Raw genomic sequence first — 16,083 nt, forward strand, 5'->3', positions numbered from 1 at the left:
GATCTTAGTTGTTTTGACTCTCCTCTAAGATTAAGATCCTGTAAACCTTATTTAAATTAAAGTTAACCATAGTCAGTAAAGCTTGGAGAAACCATGACGCAAAAAACAAAAAGACACAATGACCCTGCGCTTGCCGAGGCAAGACGTAATCAAGTGCTTTGTGCCGCGGCAGATTGTTTTCGACGTAAAGGCTATCATGGCGCGGGAATGGCGGAAATCTCGAAGACTGCGGGTATGAGTGCTGGCCATATCTATAATTACTTCGCCAGTAAAGAAGCAATTATAGAATCGATTGTTGAACGTGATATGGAAGAAATGTTCTCAATCTTTAAAGAGTTTGCTGATAAACCCGGCGATCGTGTCACTGTTCTGCTAGATGGTCTTGACCGAGGCGTTGAGCGCCATACCGATTTGAGTCAAGGTGCGCTTGATTTAGAAATGCTTGCCGAGGCAGCACGTAATGAAAAAGTCGCTAACTTACTGCGTGAGTCAGATAGCCACGCCCGTGATTCAATGCGCGAATTATTAGTGGGTGAAAGAGGGCCGTTACAAGGAACGGCACTTGAAGAAGTGAATGCTCGTATCGAAGTGATGTTTTCTGTGATGGGGGGGCTTTTACTACGCAAAATGCTGAACCCAGATCTAGATATTAATGAATTACTTAAAGCACTTCGCCCAACAATGAAAACCTTGTTACTACCTTTTGAATAAAGCGCATCTACTAGCGCTTACTAAAGCTTTAGATAGTTACGAACTAAATTTAATGGCAATAAATCGATTTACAAAACGAAATTTTGCCTTAGTAGCATAGGGTTTTCATACCTATCAATCGACGTACTAATTAGGTAAATTGGTATCAAATGATTGATTATTTTCACTTAACGTGAACACTCTACTAAAGTTTGCAATGTCAGCAATTGCCTTGTGATTAGCATCAACTTCAAACAACGCACTGTAGTTTATGGTGAATGCTTGTGTTGTAGGGCATGTTATTTGAACAGGCACGACAATATATGATTCATTAAAATGTGAGTCGATTTTTAAATCCCCCTTATTATGCAGCTTACAGCCTATGTCATTCTGATTCACAACCAAATGTTTAGCTAAGTATTTTAAAATACTCTCTTTTTGGCTCTTGATCTCTTGCCATGTAATTACATCATTTGTGTTAATGTCAAAAGGTATAACATGTTCTAAGTCAATAACAGCAACTTGCCATTGCCCTTTTAACACTAACTGCTCGTTTTCGGTTTTTGTTAAGTTAAGATACGCTGTACTTAATTGATGGGCGTTTATTTTAAAGCTACATGCTATTAAAAATAAAAGAGCCGCTGCTAAGATTTTCATGATAATTCCTTAATTGCTAGTGTTAGTGAGTGCTAAAAGTTTTTTATCACTGTCTAATTTAGCTTGTTGCCAGTTCATTTCTGCCCAGTATTTAGCTTTTACATTATTTTTATCTAGTGTTAAGTAATACAAAGCTAAATCACTGGCATGATAGGTGTCTTGACGCCGTTCTCTTAGTATCACTCGCTTTCTCATTTTTTCTTGCCATTTATCTGATTGGTTCTCAATTTTTTCAGCTTGCGCTAGGCGTAATAATATAGCGTCTTCCAAATTAGTATTTTCAGCAGTTAAACGTGCTAACGTTGATAATACTAGCTGGTGGTTTTTCTTTGCCATCTGAGCGTCAGCCCATAGAACAACTAAACTGACAGGGGCTGTTTTTAGGTCAAGGTTACTGAGGTAAGTTATCGTTTGTTCTGGATTGCCTAACCTATAGGCCATCTCGGCGAGCACATGACGCGTGTTTCTAGTCATTGACGATTCTTTTACAATGGTTTGTAAAGCTTGATAACTTTGCTCAAGTTCACCTGTTTGACTCTTAACATCGAGAGAGCAGGTAGAAATAGTTTCCAGTCCAACTAAACCAAATAATGATAAACACTGTGCAAGTGCTTGTTCAAATCGACCTTTAACCATCAGTAAATTTGCTTTTAATAAAATAGCATTCGTATGATCAGGTTTGCGTGAGATAACTTCTGTCAGAATATTAATTGCTGTTTCAAACTCATGTTCTCTTTGTAGTAAGCGAGCATAAAAATAATGTATATCGGGATCTTCGGTTAGAGTAATTTGTTTTTCTAAATAGCTTTTTAACATACCTTGATTTGTTTCTGTTTGACCAACAAATTGGCTTTTATTAAATAAGGCGGTTAGTTGCTCTTTAGTGAATTCAGTTTCTTTCGGTTTGCTTGATAAGGCTATAACATCTTTATCATTGGGTATATAAGGATCCGCATGAGTGTAAGTGCTAAAAACGAAAGCTATGTATAAAAGATATTTCATGATTGCTCCAGAAATAGCCATCCGTGGCCAAGCTAAAAACTAATTCCCGTTTAATAGATCATCAAAATTTGCCTCAGAACCTGTATTAATAAATTCTCGACCATTCAATCGAAGAGGTTCATCATTTACATCTTGAATAAATGCGGCGCGACCAAGCGTTGCAAAGTCAACTTGTAAGGTCTCTATCGTGATACTTACTGTTGCTGTTACCTGACTATTCACACCATCACTGACTGCAAATTGAAAACTATCAGAACCGACAGTCTCTAGGTTTGGCGTATAAATATAGCTACCATCCGTATTTACATTTACAGTACCTAAACTTGGCTCACTCACTAAACTAAACGTTAACGTATCGCCATCAGGGTCTGAGCCTTCAAGCATGTCGTTAATAACGGTTTCAGTCTGAGTGGTTACCATTACATCTTCTGCGCTAGGTGCTGAATTAACGACTTCAGTATCCATATTTTTCTTACTATCACTATCGTTACAAGCGACTAGTAAGCCAGACAATACAATGAGTGTGATACTTGAGAGTTGTAATTTACACATAATGACTCTCCTGTTTATTTAGAACCAGCAATTGGAGTCGCAAGGTATGGGAAACTGCTATCCATCATGCTTGCATCAAGAGGCGCACCATCTGTGAAAGGTACATTACCAACACTTGCATCATCTGATGTACATAAACCAAGATCTGTGTCTGTGCCATTAACAGGGATCGGATAACATAAACGGCCCATTACAACACGTAATGCGATATCAACTACATCATCACCAGGGCGACGGCCATTCGGAAAGCCTGCTAAATCATCACCTGCGACACCAAATGCTGATTGCTCATTTTGAGGTGTTGCGGCAATTGCTGTGTTTAAGCGCAGCATTTCAGATGGCGTTACTGTAGCAAGTTGATTTACACCAGGGAAACCCGTTAAAAATGCGGTGACTAAATCATTTCGTGGGAAGTTAGTCGGTGCCAATGTTTCAATATCTGTGCCCAACGTCGTATTAACAGCGTCTTTAAAGAGAATATTTAATAATTCAGGTAAAGAAGGGTGGGTAACATAGTCGGCAAATTGACCATCATCGGCAGGTGCTGAAGTAGAAAATGTGTCTTTATCTTTAAGGCCAATTACTAATTCGTTCACTAATGGGTTACCAAGACGCGAAACCTGCGTTAAAGCACCGCCATTTACCGAAGTTTTTGCAAATGCGGCATTAGGATTTAAAATGCGTGCTTGGGGCAAACTTGCGGTTGTCCAGCTACCAATTGTGCCATTCCCTTCACCTATTACACAGGCTTTTGGTACCTCTACAGCAATTGCAGTGACATTCTTCATAGCTAAGTCATCATTATCAGCTGTTTGTGTAATACCGCCTGGGAATCCACCACCATCCCCTGCACCTGGCGCACTATCACCTTCAACAGGGACGTAATTAACTAAATCAAATGTTTTGCCTAGATTCACAACAAATGGGTCTTTTCTTTGACCTACAAACACTTTGCCCATGCCATCACACCCAGGCAGTGCGACACTATAAACAAATTGATTTGCGTACTCTTGGTATGAAGCCATTGAAGAGAATGTCTTATTACCAATGTAATCGAGAGGTTTATAAAAATCGTTGCTGCTATTGGTGGTGTTTGTCAGCATGCTTTTTGTGCCGGAACGTTGTGAGCCAGAAATTACACTCACAGTATATGACTCACTGAAATTAACGGCAGCATTATTGCCTGCTGAAACGCCACCAACATTTTTTAGAGGAACTGCGACTGTTCTTTGATTACCTTCGGGGCCGACGGTAAGAGCAACTCCCATATTGTTGTTCGGTAACATACTTTTAAAATTAAATGCGAATGTCATATCTTCAACAGCATCACCATCGTTATCAATATGGATGCTATAAGTCGCGTCTGGATCCATCGCAAAGTAGTTTGGTCCGCCATAGGCATCTTGCAAAGGAATATAATTGGCAATAAAGGTTACGTAGTCACCTCGACCTTCTTCGTAACTATTAAAAGCATAAAAGTCAGTCGAATCTAACGTTGGAAAGCGCGTAATATTAGGTGCTTCTCGGTGGCTAGATGCTTCAGAAATAGAAGTGAATAAGGTACTACATACTGCAATAGTGATTAGAGATGGTATTACTTTGTTCATGACTTTTTCCTTAGTTGTAAAATAAGTCATTGCTAGTAACGAATTGGTAATCTTATTGGATGCAAAAAAGTTAAAGTTTTTTAGAAAAAAGTAAAAAGCCGTGTTTAAACACGGCTTTTAATTTACAAAATAATGAGCTCTGTAGTGAAAAGTACCTCAGTTGGAGAGCCATTTGGCGAGCCTCCTAGAGGCTCTAAACTGATAGCGAGTAGTGAAATTTCTGTCGCATCAAACTCTATGTGTTTTGATAATTCAAGTGTTCCCGATTTTGGAAGTAAACCTAAAGAAACCGGCGCATCTTTACCTTTTAAGATCATCCATAGCTCATAATCTTTATCAGTGCGCGGAACAAGTGCTGTTGCAGCTCGAATCGATAAGTTTTCATCTTTTACATCAATAAACCAAAGGGGTTGTTCAGCCTCATTTTTAAAAAGGGCTATTTGTTCTGATTTAACTTTCGTTATTTCCTGAGGTTGCCAAATAATTAAAGCTAACACTATACATGCAGCCGTAGCGATGAGTGACCAAGCTTGTAATATTGATGATTTAGATTTATTTGGCTTGCTTGTTATAGGTATTACCTGAGGATCGATCCTGCTAACAATTTTCTGCCAAACATGTTCATCTGGAGGCACAGATTCTATTGAACTTGCAAGGTTGTTCAAGTGTTGTTCCCACATCCAAGTTGCTTCACGTGCCCGCGTTGAAGTTAGCATTAACCGAGTGAATCTATCTCTTGCTGAACCACGTAATGTCCCCAGTACATATTCAGCCGCTAACATATCAATGAGTGTTTGATTTTCATAATTCATAGCGTTAAGCACCTTTGTAGTTGCTGTAAACCACGTCGGATCCAGCTTTTGACTGTTCCAAGCGGTGTCGCGATGTGGTCAACTAATTCGTGATGAGTCAAACCTCTATAGTATGCTAAATGAATAGCCTGTCTTTGCTGAGGATCAAGCTGTTCGATACAATCTACCAATTTGCTGTTGTCTTCATAATTAACATCAATAGGTAAATCATCTAAATGATCATTTTCATCAACAAGAGTTTGTTCCTTACGGACTTTGTGATGGCGAATCATATCTAGGCTTCGATATCTAACTATGCTGATCATCCAAGACATAACAGCGCCTTTAGATGATTGATATTCACTTGCGTTATGCCAAACTTTAACAAAAGCATCTTGTAAAGCTTCCTCGGCGTGCGCTCGATTGCCAAGCATCTTAAGACTTATTGCGAAAAGTGTTGCGCTGGTCTTCTGATATAAGTGACCAAAAGCAATTTTATCGCCTTTAGCTGTAGCACTTAATAGGGTTAATAATTCATCGTTTTCCATAGATTTCCTTTGTTATTATTAATAACGATTAGCTGACAGTTTTAGATGCAATTCATTTATGTTTTTACAAAAAGAATGGTTTAATTTTGTAAAAGTAATTCTTTTCCATTAGTTAGCGTAGCAGGGTTGCAAGACAAGGCAAACTTACATGTGAATATTATGTAAACTTGTGTAAGTTATTCATAAAGTAGTGAAAAAATGTCCTAAACTAAATTGGTAAGCTTTTTAATAATTGCTAAGTTGCTGATTTTTCATAGTCTATAAAGCTATTTAAATGGCTTTATATGGAGTGAAATTTGCAAGGTATTGTGCAATTAGAATAACAGGGAGTGATTATGTGGGCAGCATTTAGTTACTTAGCATTAGCGATTGTATTTATAATTGCGGCTATTCGCGTAGAAACTGTGTACTTTGCACTGTTTTTTTATTGGACTGCACTGTCGTTACTATTAGTCAGTGGCGCATATATTTTTAATATCGCACGTATTTTCAGAAAACGTGAAAATGGCGTTATTCCTATCTATATTCGTTGGGCTTTTATCCCCTTTTTATTGGGTGCACAGCTTTACAATGCTTGGTCGCGTAAACACGATAAAGTGCCGCCATTACAACAAATTAATGAGCATTTATTTTTAGCCTGTCGTTTATTTCCTTCCGATATAGACACTATGAAAGAAATGGGTATTACGGCTATTTTAGATGTAACTTGCGAGTTTGATGGCCTTGAATGGTCTTCTACCCAAGAGAATATTCGTTATTTAAATATTCCTGTTCTTGATCATAGCGTGCCAACACGCGCGCAACTACATCAAGCAATTAATTGGATTGACCATCAAGTAAAAGCTGATAGACGTGTGGTAGTGCATTGCGCTTTAGGACGAGGCCGTTCTGTATTTGTGATGGCAGCTTACTTACTTAGCCAAAATAAAGATGCCGATGTACACCAAGTACTCGCACAAATTAAAGAAACTAGAGAAACTGCAAATTTAAACAAGCGCCAGCTGCGTCATCTAGTGCGTCGCCATCGTAGAGGTGACTTATTAATCAAAAATAAAGCTGTGCTCATTGCTAACCCTGTTTCTGGCACAAAACTGTGGGAAGCTAAACGTAAGCAAATTACATCTCGTTTGTCTGAGTATTACGATTTAACTGTTTACACCACTTCAGAGCAGGTAAATGGTACTGAGTTAGCCAAAGAAGCACTTGAATTGAACCCTGATGTAGTCATCGCCTGTGGTGGTGATGGTACAGTAACAGAGGTGGCAAGTGTACTTGTTAATACAGACTGTAAACTGGGGATTATTCCTTTAGGTACTGCAAATGCCCTCGCTCATGTGTTGATGGGTATACAATCGAAGCTTATTCCGGTAGAGCAGGCGTGTGAGCTTATTATTGAAGGGCAGGCGAGTCGGATAGATACCGCTGTGTGTAATGGCGAGCGTATGTTATTACTTGCAGGAATTGGTTTTGAACAAAAGATGATTGAAAAAGCCCATCGTGATGCTAAAAATGAGTCTGGGCAATTAGCTTATTTACAAGGGTTTTGGCAAGCATTAGGTGAGCATGAAGCGCAAGACTATATTGTTACTATTGATAATAACGATGAGCAAACAATCAATACCACCAGTTTAATCATCGCCAACGCCGCGCCATTTACTACTTTACTTGCTCAATCTGCAGGGCAGCCAGATCACAAAGATGGTTTATTGGATGTTAACTGGCTAACACCTAGTGCCGATTCTAAAGCGAGTACTTTAAGTATTGCGGAGTTAGTGTTCTCGAGTATTACACAAACTAGTTTTGCTATTAACAGTCACCACACAAATGCTAAACGAGTGACAGTACAAGCAGCAAAAGGGTTGAGCTATGTTATTGATGGTGAGGTGAAAACCGCAGATAAACTAGAGGTGGAGATATCACCGAAATCGCTTTCGGTGATTGTAGCTGCTGAAGATTAAGTGGTTACTTTTTGATGCTTTTCCATTGGAAAGTGCCATCATCAGCTAGGTCATTATTTATAAAGGTATCAATATATAACTGCTCTACTTTTTCACGTGCCCAAGGGGTCTTTCGTAAAAATTTAAGACTCGACTTTACACTTGGGTCATTTTGAAAGCAGCGTACATCGACGTGCGCTGCCATACCTTCCCAACCAAGTTTTTCTTCAAGTTTAGTAACGATGTCGGCTAATTTAACGCCATGTAACGGATTATTTGGTTGATTGTCCATGATAAGTCTTAGGTTATTTGCAACCGCGCAATAGTACCCTATCTGTACGTTTTAATCTAATTGACGTGAATCGTTTTCGTTTGTTTAGGGTAAATAATCTCGCCATTTGCATTTAGTCTGAGCCACGCCAAATCACTGTTTGAAAAATTAGGCTGTTTGGCGCTGCAAATTAAGGTCATCTCGCCAACGACAATATAGGCACCTTCGGTATAGCGTTTATTTTCATACCAACACACTTTTTCATTGTTTAACGCCTCTTGACCATCAAGCACGATTAATGGTTTTTCCTTAGCGTGCGCTTGATTTAGAAACCCTAAAGTAAACAAAGTACTTAACAGTAAAATTTTCTTTAACAAAATACGCCTCCCGTTGGGCAGATTTGTATAACTACACTAAGCTTATGACAAGGAATAAATAATAAAAAGGTGAACACATGCAATTTGATAAAAATATGATCGATGAACTAACCCTGCTTGCAAAATTTCCTCGTAACTCTCAAATGCAGGGAATTAAAATACACTCCGATGCAGAAAACTCAATTAAAGATGCAGCAAAACGGCTTTATGATAAAGGTATTACTGACAGTCCTGATGGGGGCTACTTAACGGACTTAGGGCTCGATTTAATTAACCATGTGAGTGTGATTAACTCAGCGCTTAGATAACAAATAAAAAAGGCCCGAAATGTTCGGGCCTTTTTAAAAACAAATCTTAAAGCTTAAATCGCATCTGGCTGGTTTTGCGGTGCAGCATCAATAAAGGCATCAAGCTTATTACATTGCTCATATACCGCAGCAATTTTAGGGTACTTGGTCATATCGACTTTAAAGCGCAAGGCATTAAATACTTGCGGCACTAAGCACACATCAGCAAGCGTTGGTTTGTTGCCCACACAAAAAGTGTTCGCTTCATTAAGTAGCTTTTCGATACTTTCAAAGCCAACTTCTACCCAATGCTTATACCAGGTCGTTTTTGCTTCTTCATCAACACCAAGATCGTTAGCCAAGTACTTTAATACACGCAAATTATCGATAGGGTGGATATCGCACGCTACGGCATAACATAAATTACGGATCTGAGCTTTTTGCCATGCATCACCCGTTAAAAGAGGCGTTTCTGGATGAGTTTCTTCTAACCACTCTAAAATAGCCAGCGATTGCGCAAGTACACCTTGATCAGTTTCAAGTGCTGGCAATAACCCTTGTGGGTTCTTAGCTAGGTACTCGTCACTTTGCTGTTCTGATTTTAATAAATTAACCGTCACCAACTCGTGATCAATGTTCTTTAAATTAAGCGCAATGCGAACTCGGTATGCAGCTGATGAACGAAAATAGCTATAAAGTTTCATTATACGTCCTATTTACCTGTGAAATGTTTTTTAATAGTGCGCCAACAATCTGTGTAGTTAGGCTGACGCTCTTTACCTTCAAGGGCATATTTAGTTGGTGAAATAACGTAACGCGATTCGAACATAAATGCCAAAGTGTTTTCGTAGCGTTGTGGTTCAAGCTCAGCATTTGATGCTTTTTCGAATACATCTGCTTCTGGACCATGTGGCGACATACAGTTATGTAAGCTCGAACCACCTGGTACAAAGCCATGTTCTTTGGCATCGTACACACCTTCGATTAAGCCCATAAACTCACTCATAATATTACGGTGGTAATAAGGTGGGCGGAATGTGTTCTCAGCCACCATCCAACGTGGAGGGAAGATAGCAAAATCGATATTAGCGACACCTTCTGTACCCGATGGTGATGTTAATACAGTAAAGATTGATGGATCTGGGTGATCGTAACTTACTGTATTCATAACATTGAATCGAGCAAGGTCATACTTGTAAGGTGCACTGTTACCCGTCCAAGCAACCACATCTAATGGCGAGTGGCCAATATCACAACGGAACATATTGCCATTGAATTTAGCAACGAGTTCAAAATCACCTTCTACATCTTCAAAAGCAGCTACAGGGTAGTGGAAGTCACGGTCATTAGCATAACCATTGGCACCCACTGGGCCGCGCTCTGGTAAAATATAGGCATGGCCATAGTTTTCACAGATGTAGCCACGTGCTGTATCGGTGAGCAAATCAACTGCGAACTTAATGCCACGAGGAATTACGGCAATTTCTCCTGCACGAACGGTGAGTATCCCGCACTCGGTTTTAAGTAATAGCTCACCTTGTTGCGGCACGAATAACATTTCACCGTCAGCATTATAAAAGTAACGGTGTTGCATTGATTTATTAGCGACATAAATATGAATACCAATACCTGTTTGTGCATTGGCACTACCGTTGGCAGCCATAGTGACTAAACCATCTATAAAATCAGTTGGCTTCGAAGGAATGTCAATTGGATCCCAACGCAGCATTGTCGGAGGTGTTGGCACTTCTGTAATAGGAGCGGTGCGAATAAGGCCATTATCAATTGGCGTGTAATCACCTTGTATTACAGACGGGCGAATGCGGTAAAACCAAGTACGACGGTTATCAGCACGGGGCGCTGTAAATGCCGTTGTGCTGAACTGCTCAGCATATAAATCGTATTTTACTTTTTGCGGGCTGAATTGACCGATAGGTAATGCACCGGGTAATGCTTCGGTTTCCAATTCATTACCAAAGCCTGTCATATATTGTAATTCGTTATTCATCACTAGACTCCTGAAAGGTTTTAGGTAAGATACTCTCATGTGAGACTAAATTCAAACTACACTGAATTTACTTGTGTAAATATTCTTTGACAGTAGTGCAGCCATGACGACAGATAATCAAACAACGCTCGATTTACAACAGTTCTTACCTTATTCACTAACTAATATTGCAATGCAAATGAGTGAACAGTTTAGTGAGCTATATCAACAGCAGTTCGATTTAACCGTGCCACAATGGCGTATAGTTGCGAATTTGGCCCAATATGGCGAGCGCACTGCTAAAGAATTATGTGATATGGCACGAATGAATAAATCAACGGTGTCTCGAGCAGTAAAGTCGCTATTGACCAGAAACCTTATAATAGCCAAAGAAAACCCTAAGGATAAACGCGCAAGTTTGTTATCGCTTTCCGTTGAGGGGAACCGTCTTCATGAACAAATTGTGCCGTTAGCAAATGAGTGGCAAGCAAGTTTAGTGAGTGACTTAGATAGCCAAGAACTTAAACAATTTATGAACACTCTTAGTAAGCTTTCCAATCACTTAAATAAAAATGTTTAAATCTGTAATCAAGGCTTTATAGCAATTGATTTAGACAATCGATACGTATATGATAATGGCTATCATTTACAATTAGAAACTTGGATGTCCCCCCTATGAAATTAGCGTTAAACACCGTTAAAACACTAGGTCTTAGCCTAGTATTAGCATCTACTTTTATTGCCCAACCTGTATTGGCAAATGGCCCAATTGGTGAGCACGTTAATCATCTAAAAGAAAATTTAAAAGATTACTCAGAAGACGTTGAGTGGATGATCGGTAAAGTTGACACCATGGTTACCGATTATGAAACAAAAGGCGCAAAAGCAGTTAAAAGCGATGATTTAATTGAATACTGGGAATCAGTAAAGTTTCACAGTGCGATTGAAACGAATTATGTACCGGTTTATGCATCAATCTGGCAAGGGATTTATGGTATCAAAATGGCTATTGATGACAAAAAACCAGCAAGCGAAGTACGTGAGCATCAAAAGGCCTTAAATGCTGCCTTGTGGCAGGGTCTTGGAGCTGTTAAACTTGCTGCCGACTTCCAGCAAAAAGGCTTATTAAAAGCTGTAAAAGCAACTGCTTCTGAAACAATGACGCAAAGCGCTACTATCGATGAGATCAAACATAAATTAGACCGTGTTGTTGCAAAATACGCAGAACGTTTAAGCGATGAAGCAACGCAAATTGTACACGATACTTACCTTCACTTATTCGAAGGTGTTGAAGGTACACTTATCGAAAAAGATGCGAAGTTAGTAGAAGTTCTCGAAAAAGATTTTAACGTAACCCTGCCTAAAGCTATTTCTGATAAAGGGCCTGTTGACCAAGTACGTGCAGTGGTTGTTGATATGCAAGAAAAACTAGATCGCGCTAAGGTGTTACTAGAAGAAGCCGAAAAAGCACGTAAGGATGTATTTTAGTGAAGCGTAGGACCTTTATTCAAGGCCTGGCTGCGTTTGGGGTAGTGGGCGCAATGCCACTACCTCTTTCTCGTGCCTTTGCAGCCTCTGCTGCAAGCCCAATTTCAGTGAAAGACTTACCCGCCCTAGAGGGTGACTTAACCTTATATTTAGGTCGTGGTGAAGGTGGTTTGTACGAAAACGTACTGCAATCAATCCAAAAGAAAAACCCAAAACTTAATTTATCAATTCGCCGTGGCCCAACTGCTGCACTTGCCAACATGATTGTGGCTGAAGCAAAAGCGGGTGTTAAACGTGCTGATTTATTTTGGGCCGTTGACTCAGGTGCGATTGGTCTAGTCACCGACGCAGGTTTAGCTAAACCGCTACCAAGTGACTTAGAAGCGCAATTACAACCGCAGTTCCGCTATCCGGGCTGGGCACCAGTGACAGGTCGTATTCGTACATTACCTTACAACACTAAGCGTTTATCAAAAGATCAGATCCCAGATAGCATAATGGCTATTGCCGATAGCGATTTATCAATTGGTTGGGCACCTGCTTATGCTTCTTTCCAATCATTTGTCACGGCAATGCGCATTCTTGAAGGTGAAGATAAAACGGCTAAATGGCTTAAGAAAGTTCAAAAACGCTCGAAAACCTATGCCGGCGAGCTTGGCGTAGTGATGGCCGTTGAACGTGGTGAAGTGGATATTGGTTTTGCAAACCATTATTACACGTTACGTCTTAAATCAGGTAAACCAGATGCAAACCTTGATCTTGCTTTTACCAATCAAGATGCCGGTTGTTTAGTTAATGCATCAGGTGTGTTATCACTGACAGCCAACCCAAATGCAATGAACTTTATGCGCTACTTACTAAGTTCTGAAGTACAAAGTTACTTAGCACGTGAAGCGTACGAAATTCCATTGATCCAGGGCATTGAACAGCCTGCTGGGTTACCAGCATTAACGGATGTGTCACCGCCGAAAATCGATTTAACTCAATTGGCAGATTTAAGGCCAACACTTGACCTTATGCGCAGTAGCGGTATTTTATAATGCGCATACCTGCTTCTTATCCCATGGCGCTGCTTGCAGCGCTTTTGGCGTTAGTGCCAGTTTATATTCTGATCACCTTAGCCAGTGATGCGACGGCTGTTTTTGATAGTCATAATTTAAAAATTCTTGGTAACACTTTATCACTTATGGTGTTAACTGTTTTAGGCTCTATTTTAATTGGCGTGCCTCTGGCGTTTATTAGTGCCTATGTTCAACTTCCTTTTAAAAAGCTTTGGCTTGTTTTGTTTGCAGCGCCACTTGCTATTCCAAGTTATATTGGCGCGTTTACTTTATATGCAGCATTTGGCCCCGGTGGTGAGATAAATCAGCTGCTAGGCTTTGAAACCCCGCCTATGTATGGCTTAACGGGGGCAGCCATTGTAATGACGCTATACACATTTCCGTTTGTGATGCTAACTACGCGTTCGTCTTTACTTAGTCTCGATGCCAGCATGGTAAACGCGGCTCGCACTTTAGGCATGTCGATGCCGATGAGTGTGTTTAAAGTCATATTACCGCGCGTAATAAACGGTATTGCGGCGGGCTCATTACTGGTTGCACTTTATACCCTATCAGATTTTGGTACACCGGCGATGATGCGCTTAGATACCTTTACTCGGGTAATTTATGTTGAATATAACGCCTTTGGCTTAAGTCGTGCAGCGATGTTGTCGCTTCAATTAATGGTAATAGTAGGCTTTTTACTGTTCATCGAATCACAAATTAAAACGGCTTCAGAGCGCCACGGTAGACCGCTGATGTTATTCCCATCTAACGGGCAAAAGTTAGCCATGCTGGTGACTTTTCTACCTGTTTTATTATTGGCTATTTGTTTGCCGTTAGCCATTTTTACCCTTTGGCTTGCCCGTGATGGTGTTGCTGATTTTGATTTCAGCATTGCGTGGAACTCAGCTTATGCATCTGGCATTGCGGCTATTGTCGCTGTTGTGGTTGCTGTGCCTGTAGCGCATGCTGCCTTAAGCGGTAAAGTAGGGCGCATTATGGAACGGGTTACTTATTTCGGATTTGGTATTCCTGGTATCGTAATGGGTACTGCACTTGTTTATGGTGGCCTGCAATTACCGCTTTTATACCAAACTCTGGCATTATTAGTGATTGCCTATGTGCTGCGCTTCTTACCGTTGGCAGTTGGCTCTGTGCGAACCAGCACAGAGCACTTAGATTCGAGTTTAATTAAATCAGCACGCGTATTAGGCGCAAGCCCTCGTGAAGCATTTATGCGTATTACCCTGCCTTTAACACTGCGCGGTATCATTGCTGGTGCAGCCTTGGTATTTTTAGAATCAATGCGAGAGCTTGAAGCAACATTGTTACTCGGCCCAACAGGATTTGAAACCCTATCAACCTATTTGTGGCGAGTTTATGAAGCCGGTTATTTCGGTCGCGCTGCCATTCCTGGGCTCTTGTTAGTAGTGATATCAGCATGTGGCTTAGCTATAATGCTCTCAGGTGAAAAGCGCAGTCAATTAGAACATTAAGGATCAGTTTAATGCTATCAGTTAGTAAGCTGTCTATCGATTATGGTAGCAATCGTGTGGTAAGTGAACTTAACTTATCACTTGGGGAAAGTGAGATCCTCATGCTAGTTGGTCCAACTGGCTGTGGTAAAAGTACAATTTTACAAGCGTTAGCAGGGCTTATTCCTATCAGCGAAGGCGAAATTAACTTAGGCTCATGGCGGGCAACACCCAAATTAAAAGTGCCACCAGAAAAGCGTAAAGTAGGGATGGTATTTCAAGACTTTGCGTTATTCCCGCATTTAACAGTACAGCAAAATATTTGCTTTAGATTAACCGATACTTCAAAAGCAGATCACTGGATTAAGTTACTGGGTCTTGAAGCTTTTCGTGATAAAAAGCCCGCTACTTTATCGGGTGGTCAAAAGCAGCGTGTAGCACTTGCCCGTACATTGGCTCACGAACCTGACTTTGTATTGCTTGACGAACCGTTATCAAACCTTGATGCAGCTTTAAAAGATACCCTTCGTTGGGATATTCGTAATGCATTAAAAGATGCGGGTGTACCTGCTATTTGGGTAACCCATGACCAAGAAGAAGCCTTATCTGTCGGTGACCGAGTTGGCGTACTGAAAGAAGGGATTATTCAGCAAATAGATACCCCTGAACGCTGCTTTAGCTTACCAAGCAATCGCTTTGTTGCACGTTTCTTAGGTGAAGCAAGTTTCATTGCCGGTAACTGTGAAGGTGATATCGCCACCACTGATTTAGGTAATGCCCCAGCTATTAAGGTTGATCATGAAACCGCGAAGGTTGATGTATTACTTCGCCCTGATGATATTAATCTTATTCAAAATGCAGCTACTAGCAATGGTAAAGTGACATGGGTACGTTACGAAGGTGGTAGCCGTTTATGCGCTGTTAAACTGGCATGTGATACTGTGGTGACAAGCCGTGTTAGCCATGAAGTGATGGTACGCCCAGGTGATGAAGTACATGTTTCTATTAATACAACACATCCACTTGCGGTTTACGCAGCTTAAATAGACATAACTGTGCAGGTCTCATTGGCCTGCATTTACATATCAGTGTAGGTCGGGCTTTAGCCCGTCATCATTCGGTGTTTAAACATTTGTCGCCATAAATGACGACCTACATAACAATCTTAGATCGAGTTAAACATCAGCCCTCAGACGCGATGTAAAATCTGCTTCATATAAATGCATTAATTTGTTACTTCAAGCTTTAATCTTGGTACTGGCTTATTTTCCTCTCGTATCTCGTATCTCATTTCTACAACCATTCCCGGCTAAAGCCAGTCCTACGAAAAGATTTATCAGGTGTTAGGTCTAGGTTTTATGTAGAAGGGCG

The 16,083-nt window shown here is 40.4% G+C and carries 18 protein-coding genes; 8 read left to right on the forward strand and 10 right to left on the reverse strand.

The features are described 5' to 3' along the window. Positions 1-93 precede the first annotated feature (93 nt). Complete coding sequence (locus tag CWB80_RS00695; protein WP_054552177.1) at positions 94-711, forward strand: TetR/AcrR family transcriptional regulator; 618 nt, start codon at positions 94-96, stop codon at positions 709-711. 126 nt (positions 712-837) lie between these two features. Here CWB80_RS00695 and CWB80_RS00700 read toward each other — a convergent pair whose 3' ends face one another. The 6 genes from CWB80_RS00700 to CWB80_RS00725 all read right to left on the reverse strand — a co-directional run bounded on the left by CWB80_RS00700 (position 838) and on the right by CWB80_RS00725 (position 5,847). Further along, complete coding sequence (locus CWB80_RS00700) at positions 838-1,347, reverse strand: hypothetical protein (protein WP_138599813.1); 510 nt, start codon at positions 1,345-1,347, stop codon at positions 838-840. Between the two features lie 9 nt (positions 1,348-1,356). Then, complete coding sequence (locus tag CWB80_RS00705; protein WP_138599812.1) at positions 1,357-2,349, reverse strand: tetratricopeptide repeat protein; 993 nt, start codon at positions 2,347-2,349, stop codon at positions 1,357-1,359. A 39-nt stretch (positions 2,350-2,388) separates the two neighbouring features. Beyond that, positions 2,389-2,901: an Ig-like domain-containing protein gene (locus CWB80_RS00710; RefSeq protein ID WP_138599811.1), complete on the reverse strand. Its 513-nt coding sequence runs from the start codon at positions 2,899-2,901 to the stop codon at positions 2,389-2,391. 14 nt (positions 2,902-2,915) lie between these two features. Next, positions 2,916-4,508, reverse strand: coding sequence for a DUF4331 domain-containing protein (locus CWB80_RS00715; RefSeq protein ID WP_054552181.1), 1,593 nt, complete (start codon positions 4,506-4,508; stop codon positions 2,916-2,918). A gap of 122 nt (positions 4,509-4,630) precedes the next feature. Beyond that, positions 4,631-5,320, reverse strand: coding sequence for an anti-sigma factor (locus tag CWB80_RS00720; protein WP_138599810.1), 690 nt, complete (start codon positions 5,318-5,320; stop codon positions 4,631-4,633). Continuing rightward, complete coding sequence (locus CWB80_RS00725) at positions 5,317-5,847, reverse strand: sigma-70 family RNA polymerase sigma factor (RefSeq protein WP_138599809.1); 531 nt, start codon at positions 5,845-5,847, stop codon at positions 5,317-5,319. Before CWB80_RS00725 ends, CWB80_RS00720 begins: the two co-directional genes overlap by 4 nt. A 335-nt stretch (positions 5,848-6,182) precedes the next feature. On the opposite strand from CWB80_RS00725, the gene CWB80_RS00730 reads away from it, so the two are divergent. Continuing rightward, the gene (locus CWB80_RS00730; protein WP_138599808.1) at positions 6,183-7,805 is read left to right on the forward strand and encodes a diacylglycerol kinase family protein; all 1,623 of its coding nucleotides are present in this window, start codon (positions 6,183-6,185) and stop codon (positions 7,803-7,805) included. A gap of 4 nt (positions 7,806-7,809) precedes the next feature. Here CWB80_RS00730 and CWB80_RS00735 read toward each other — a convergent pair whose 3' ends face one another. Both CWB80_RS00735 and CWB80_RS00740 read right to left on the reverse strand, forming a co-directional pair. Continuing rightward, the gene (locus tag CWB80_RS00735; RefSeq protein WP_054552185.1) at positions 7,810-8,076 is read right to left on the reverse strand and encodes a VF530 family protein; all 267 of its coding nucleotides are present in this window, start codon (positions 8,074-8,076) and stop codon (positions 7,810-7,812) included. 56 nt (positions 8,077-8,132) lie between these two features. After that, positions 8,133-8,432 carry a DUF1496 domain-containing protein gene (locus CWB80_RS00740; RefSeq protein WP_054552186.1) on the reverse strand — a complete coding sequence of 100 codons (300 nt, stop codon included), beginning with the start codon at positions 8,430-8,432 and terminating at the stop codon, positions 8,133-8,135. A 77-nt stretch (positions 8,433-8,509) separates the two neighbouring features. On the opposite strand from CWB80_RS00740, the gene CWB80_RS00745 reads away from it, so the two are divergent. Next, positions 8,510-8,740 (forward strand): TIGR02647 family protein, encoded by a 231-nt coding sequence (locus CWB80_RS00745; RefSeq protein ID WP_054552187.1) that lies wholly within the window; start codon positions 8,510-8,512, stop codon positions 8,738-8,740. A 53-nt stretch (positions 8,741-8,793) separates the two neighbouring features. On the opposite strand, the gene maiA is transcribed toward CWB80_RS00745, so the two are convergent. After that, positions 8,794-9,423, reverse strand: coding sequence for a maleylacetoacetate isomerase (gene maiA, locus CWB80_RS00750; RefSeq protein ID WP_054563060.1), 630 nt, complete (start codon positions 9,421-9,423; stop codon positions 8,794-8,796). Between the two features lie 8 nt (positions 9,424-9,431). Continuing rightward, positions 9,432-10,727, reverse strand: coding sequence for a homogentisate 1,2-dioxygenase (hmgA, locus tag CWB80_RS00755; protein WP_138599807.1), 1,296 nt, complete (start codon positions 10,725-10,727; stop codon positions 9,432-9,434). A gap of 103 nt (positions 10,728-10,830) precedes the next feature. On the opposite strand from hmgA, the gene CWB80_RS00760 reads away from it, so the two are divergent. From CWB80_RS00760 to CWB80_RS00780, 5 genes are all read left to right on the forward strand, one after another. Continuing rightward, positions 10,831-11,286, forward strand: a complete 456-nt coding sequence (locus CWB80_RS00760) for a MarR family winged helix-turn-helix transcriptional regulator (protein ID WP_138599806.1) — start codon at positions 10,831-10,833, stop codon at positions 11,284-11,286. A gap of 95 nt (positions 11,287-11,381) precedes the next feature. Beyond that, positions 11,382-12,194 (forward strand): hypothetical protein, encoded by an 813-nt coding sequence (locus CWB80_RS00765; protein WP_138599805.1) that lies wholly within the window; start codon positions 11,382-11,384, stop codon positions 12,192-12,194. After that, positions 12,194-13,234, forward strand: coding sequence for an extracellular solute-binding protein (locus CWB80_RS00770; RefSeq protein ID WP_138599804.1), 1,041 nt, complete (start codon positions 12,194-12,196; stop codon positions 13,232-13,234). Before CWB80_RS00765 ends, CWB80_RS00770 begins: the two co-directional genes overlap by 1 nt. Continuing rightward, a complete protein-coding gene (locus CWB80_RS00775; protein WP_054552193.1) occupies positions 13,234-14,733 on the forward strand; it encodes an ABC transporter permease in 1,500 nt (499 codons plus the stop codon). The genes CWB80_RS00770 and CWB80_RS00775 overlap by 1 nt, the downstream gene beginning before the upstream one ends. An 11-nt stretch (positions 14,734-14,744) precedes the next feature. Next, positions 14,745-15,755, forward strand: coding sequence for an ABC transporter ATP-binding protein (locus tag CWB80_RS00780; protein ID WP_138599803.1), 1,011 nt, complete (start codon positions 14,745-14,747; stop codon positions 15,753-15,755). The last annotated feature ends 328 nt before the right edge of the window (positions 15,756-16,083 follow it).

It is taken from the genome of Pseudoalteromonas sp. S1650 (assembly GCF_005887195.1).
Taxonomy (GTDB): Bacteria; Pseudomonadota; Gammaproteobacteria; order Enterobacterales; family Alteromonadaceae; genus Pseudoalteromonas; species Pseudoalteromonas simplex.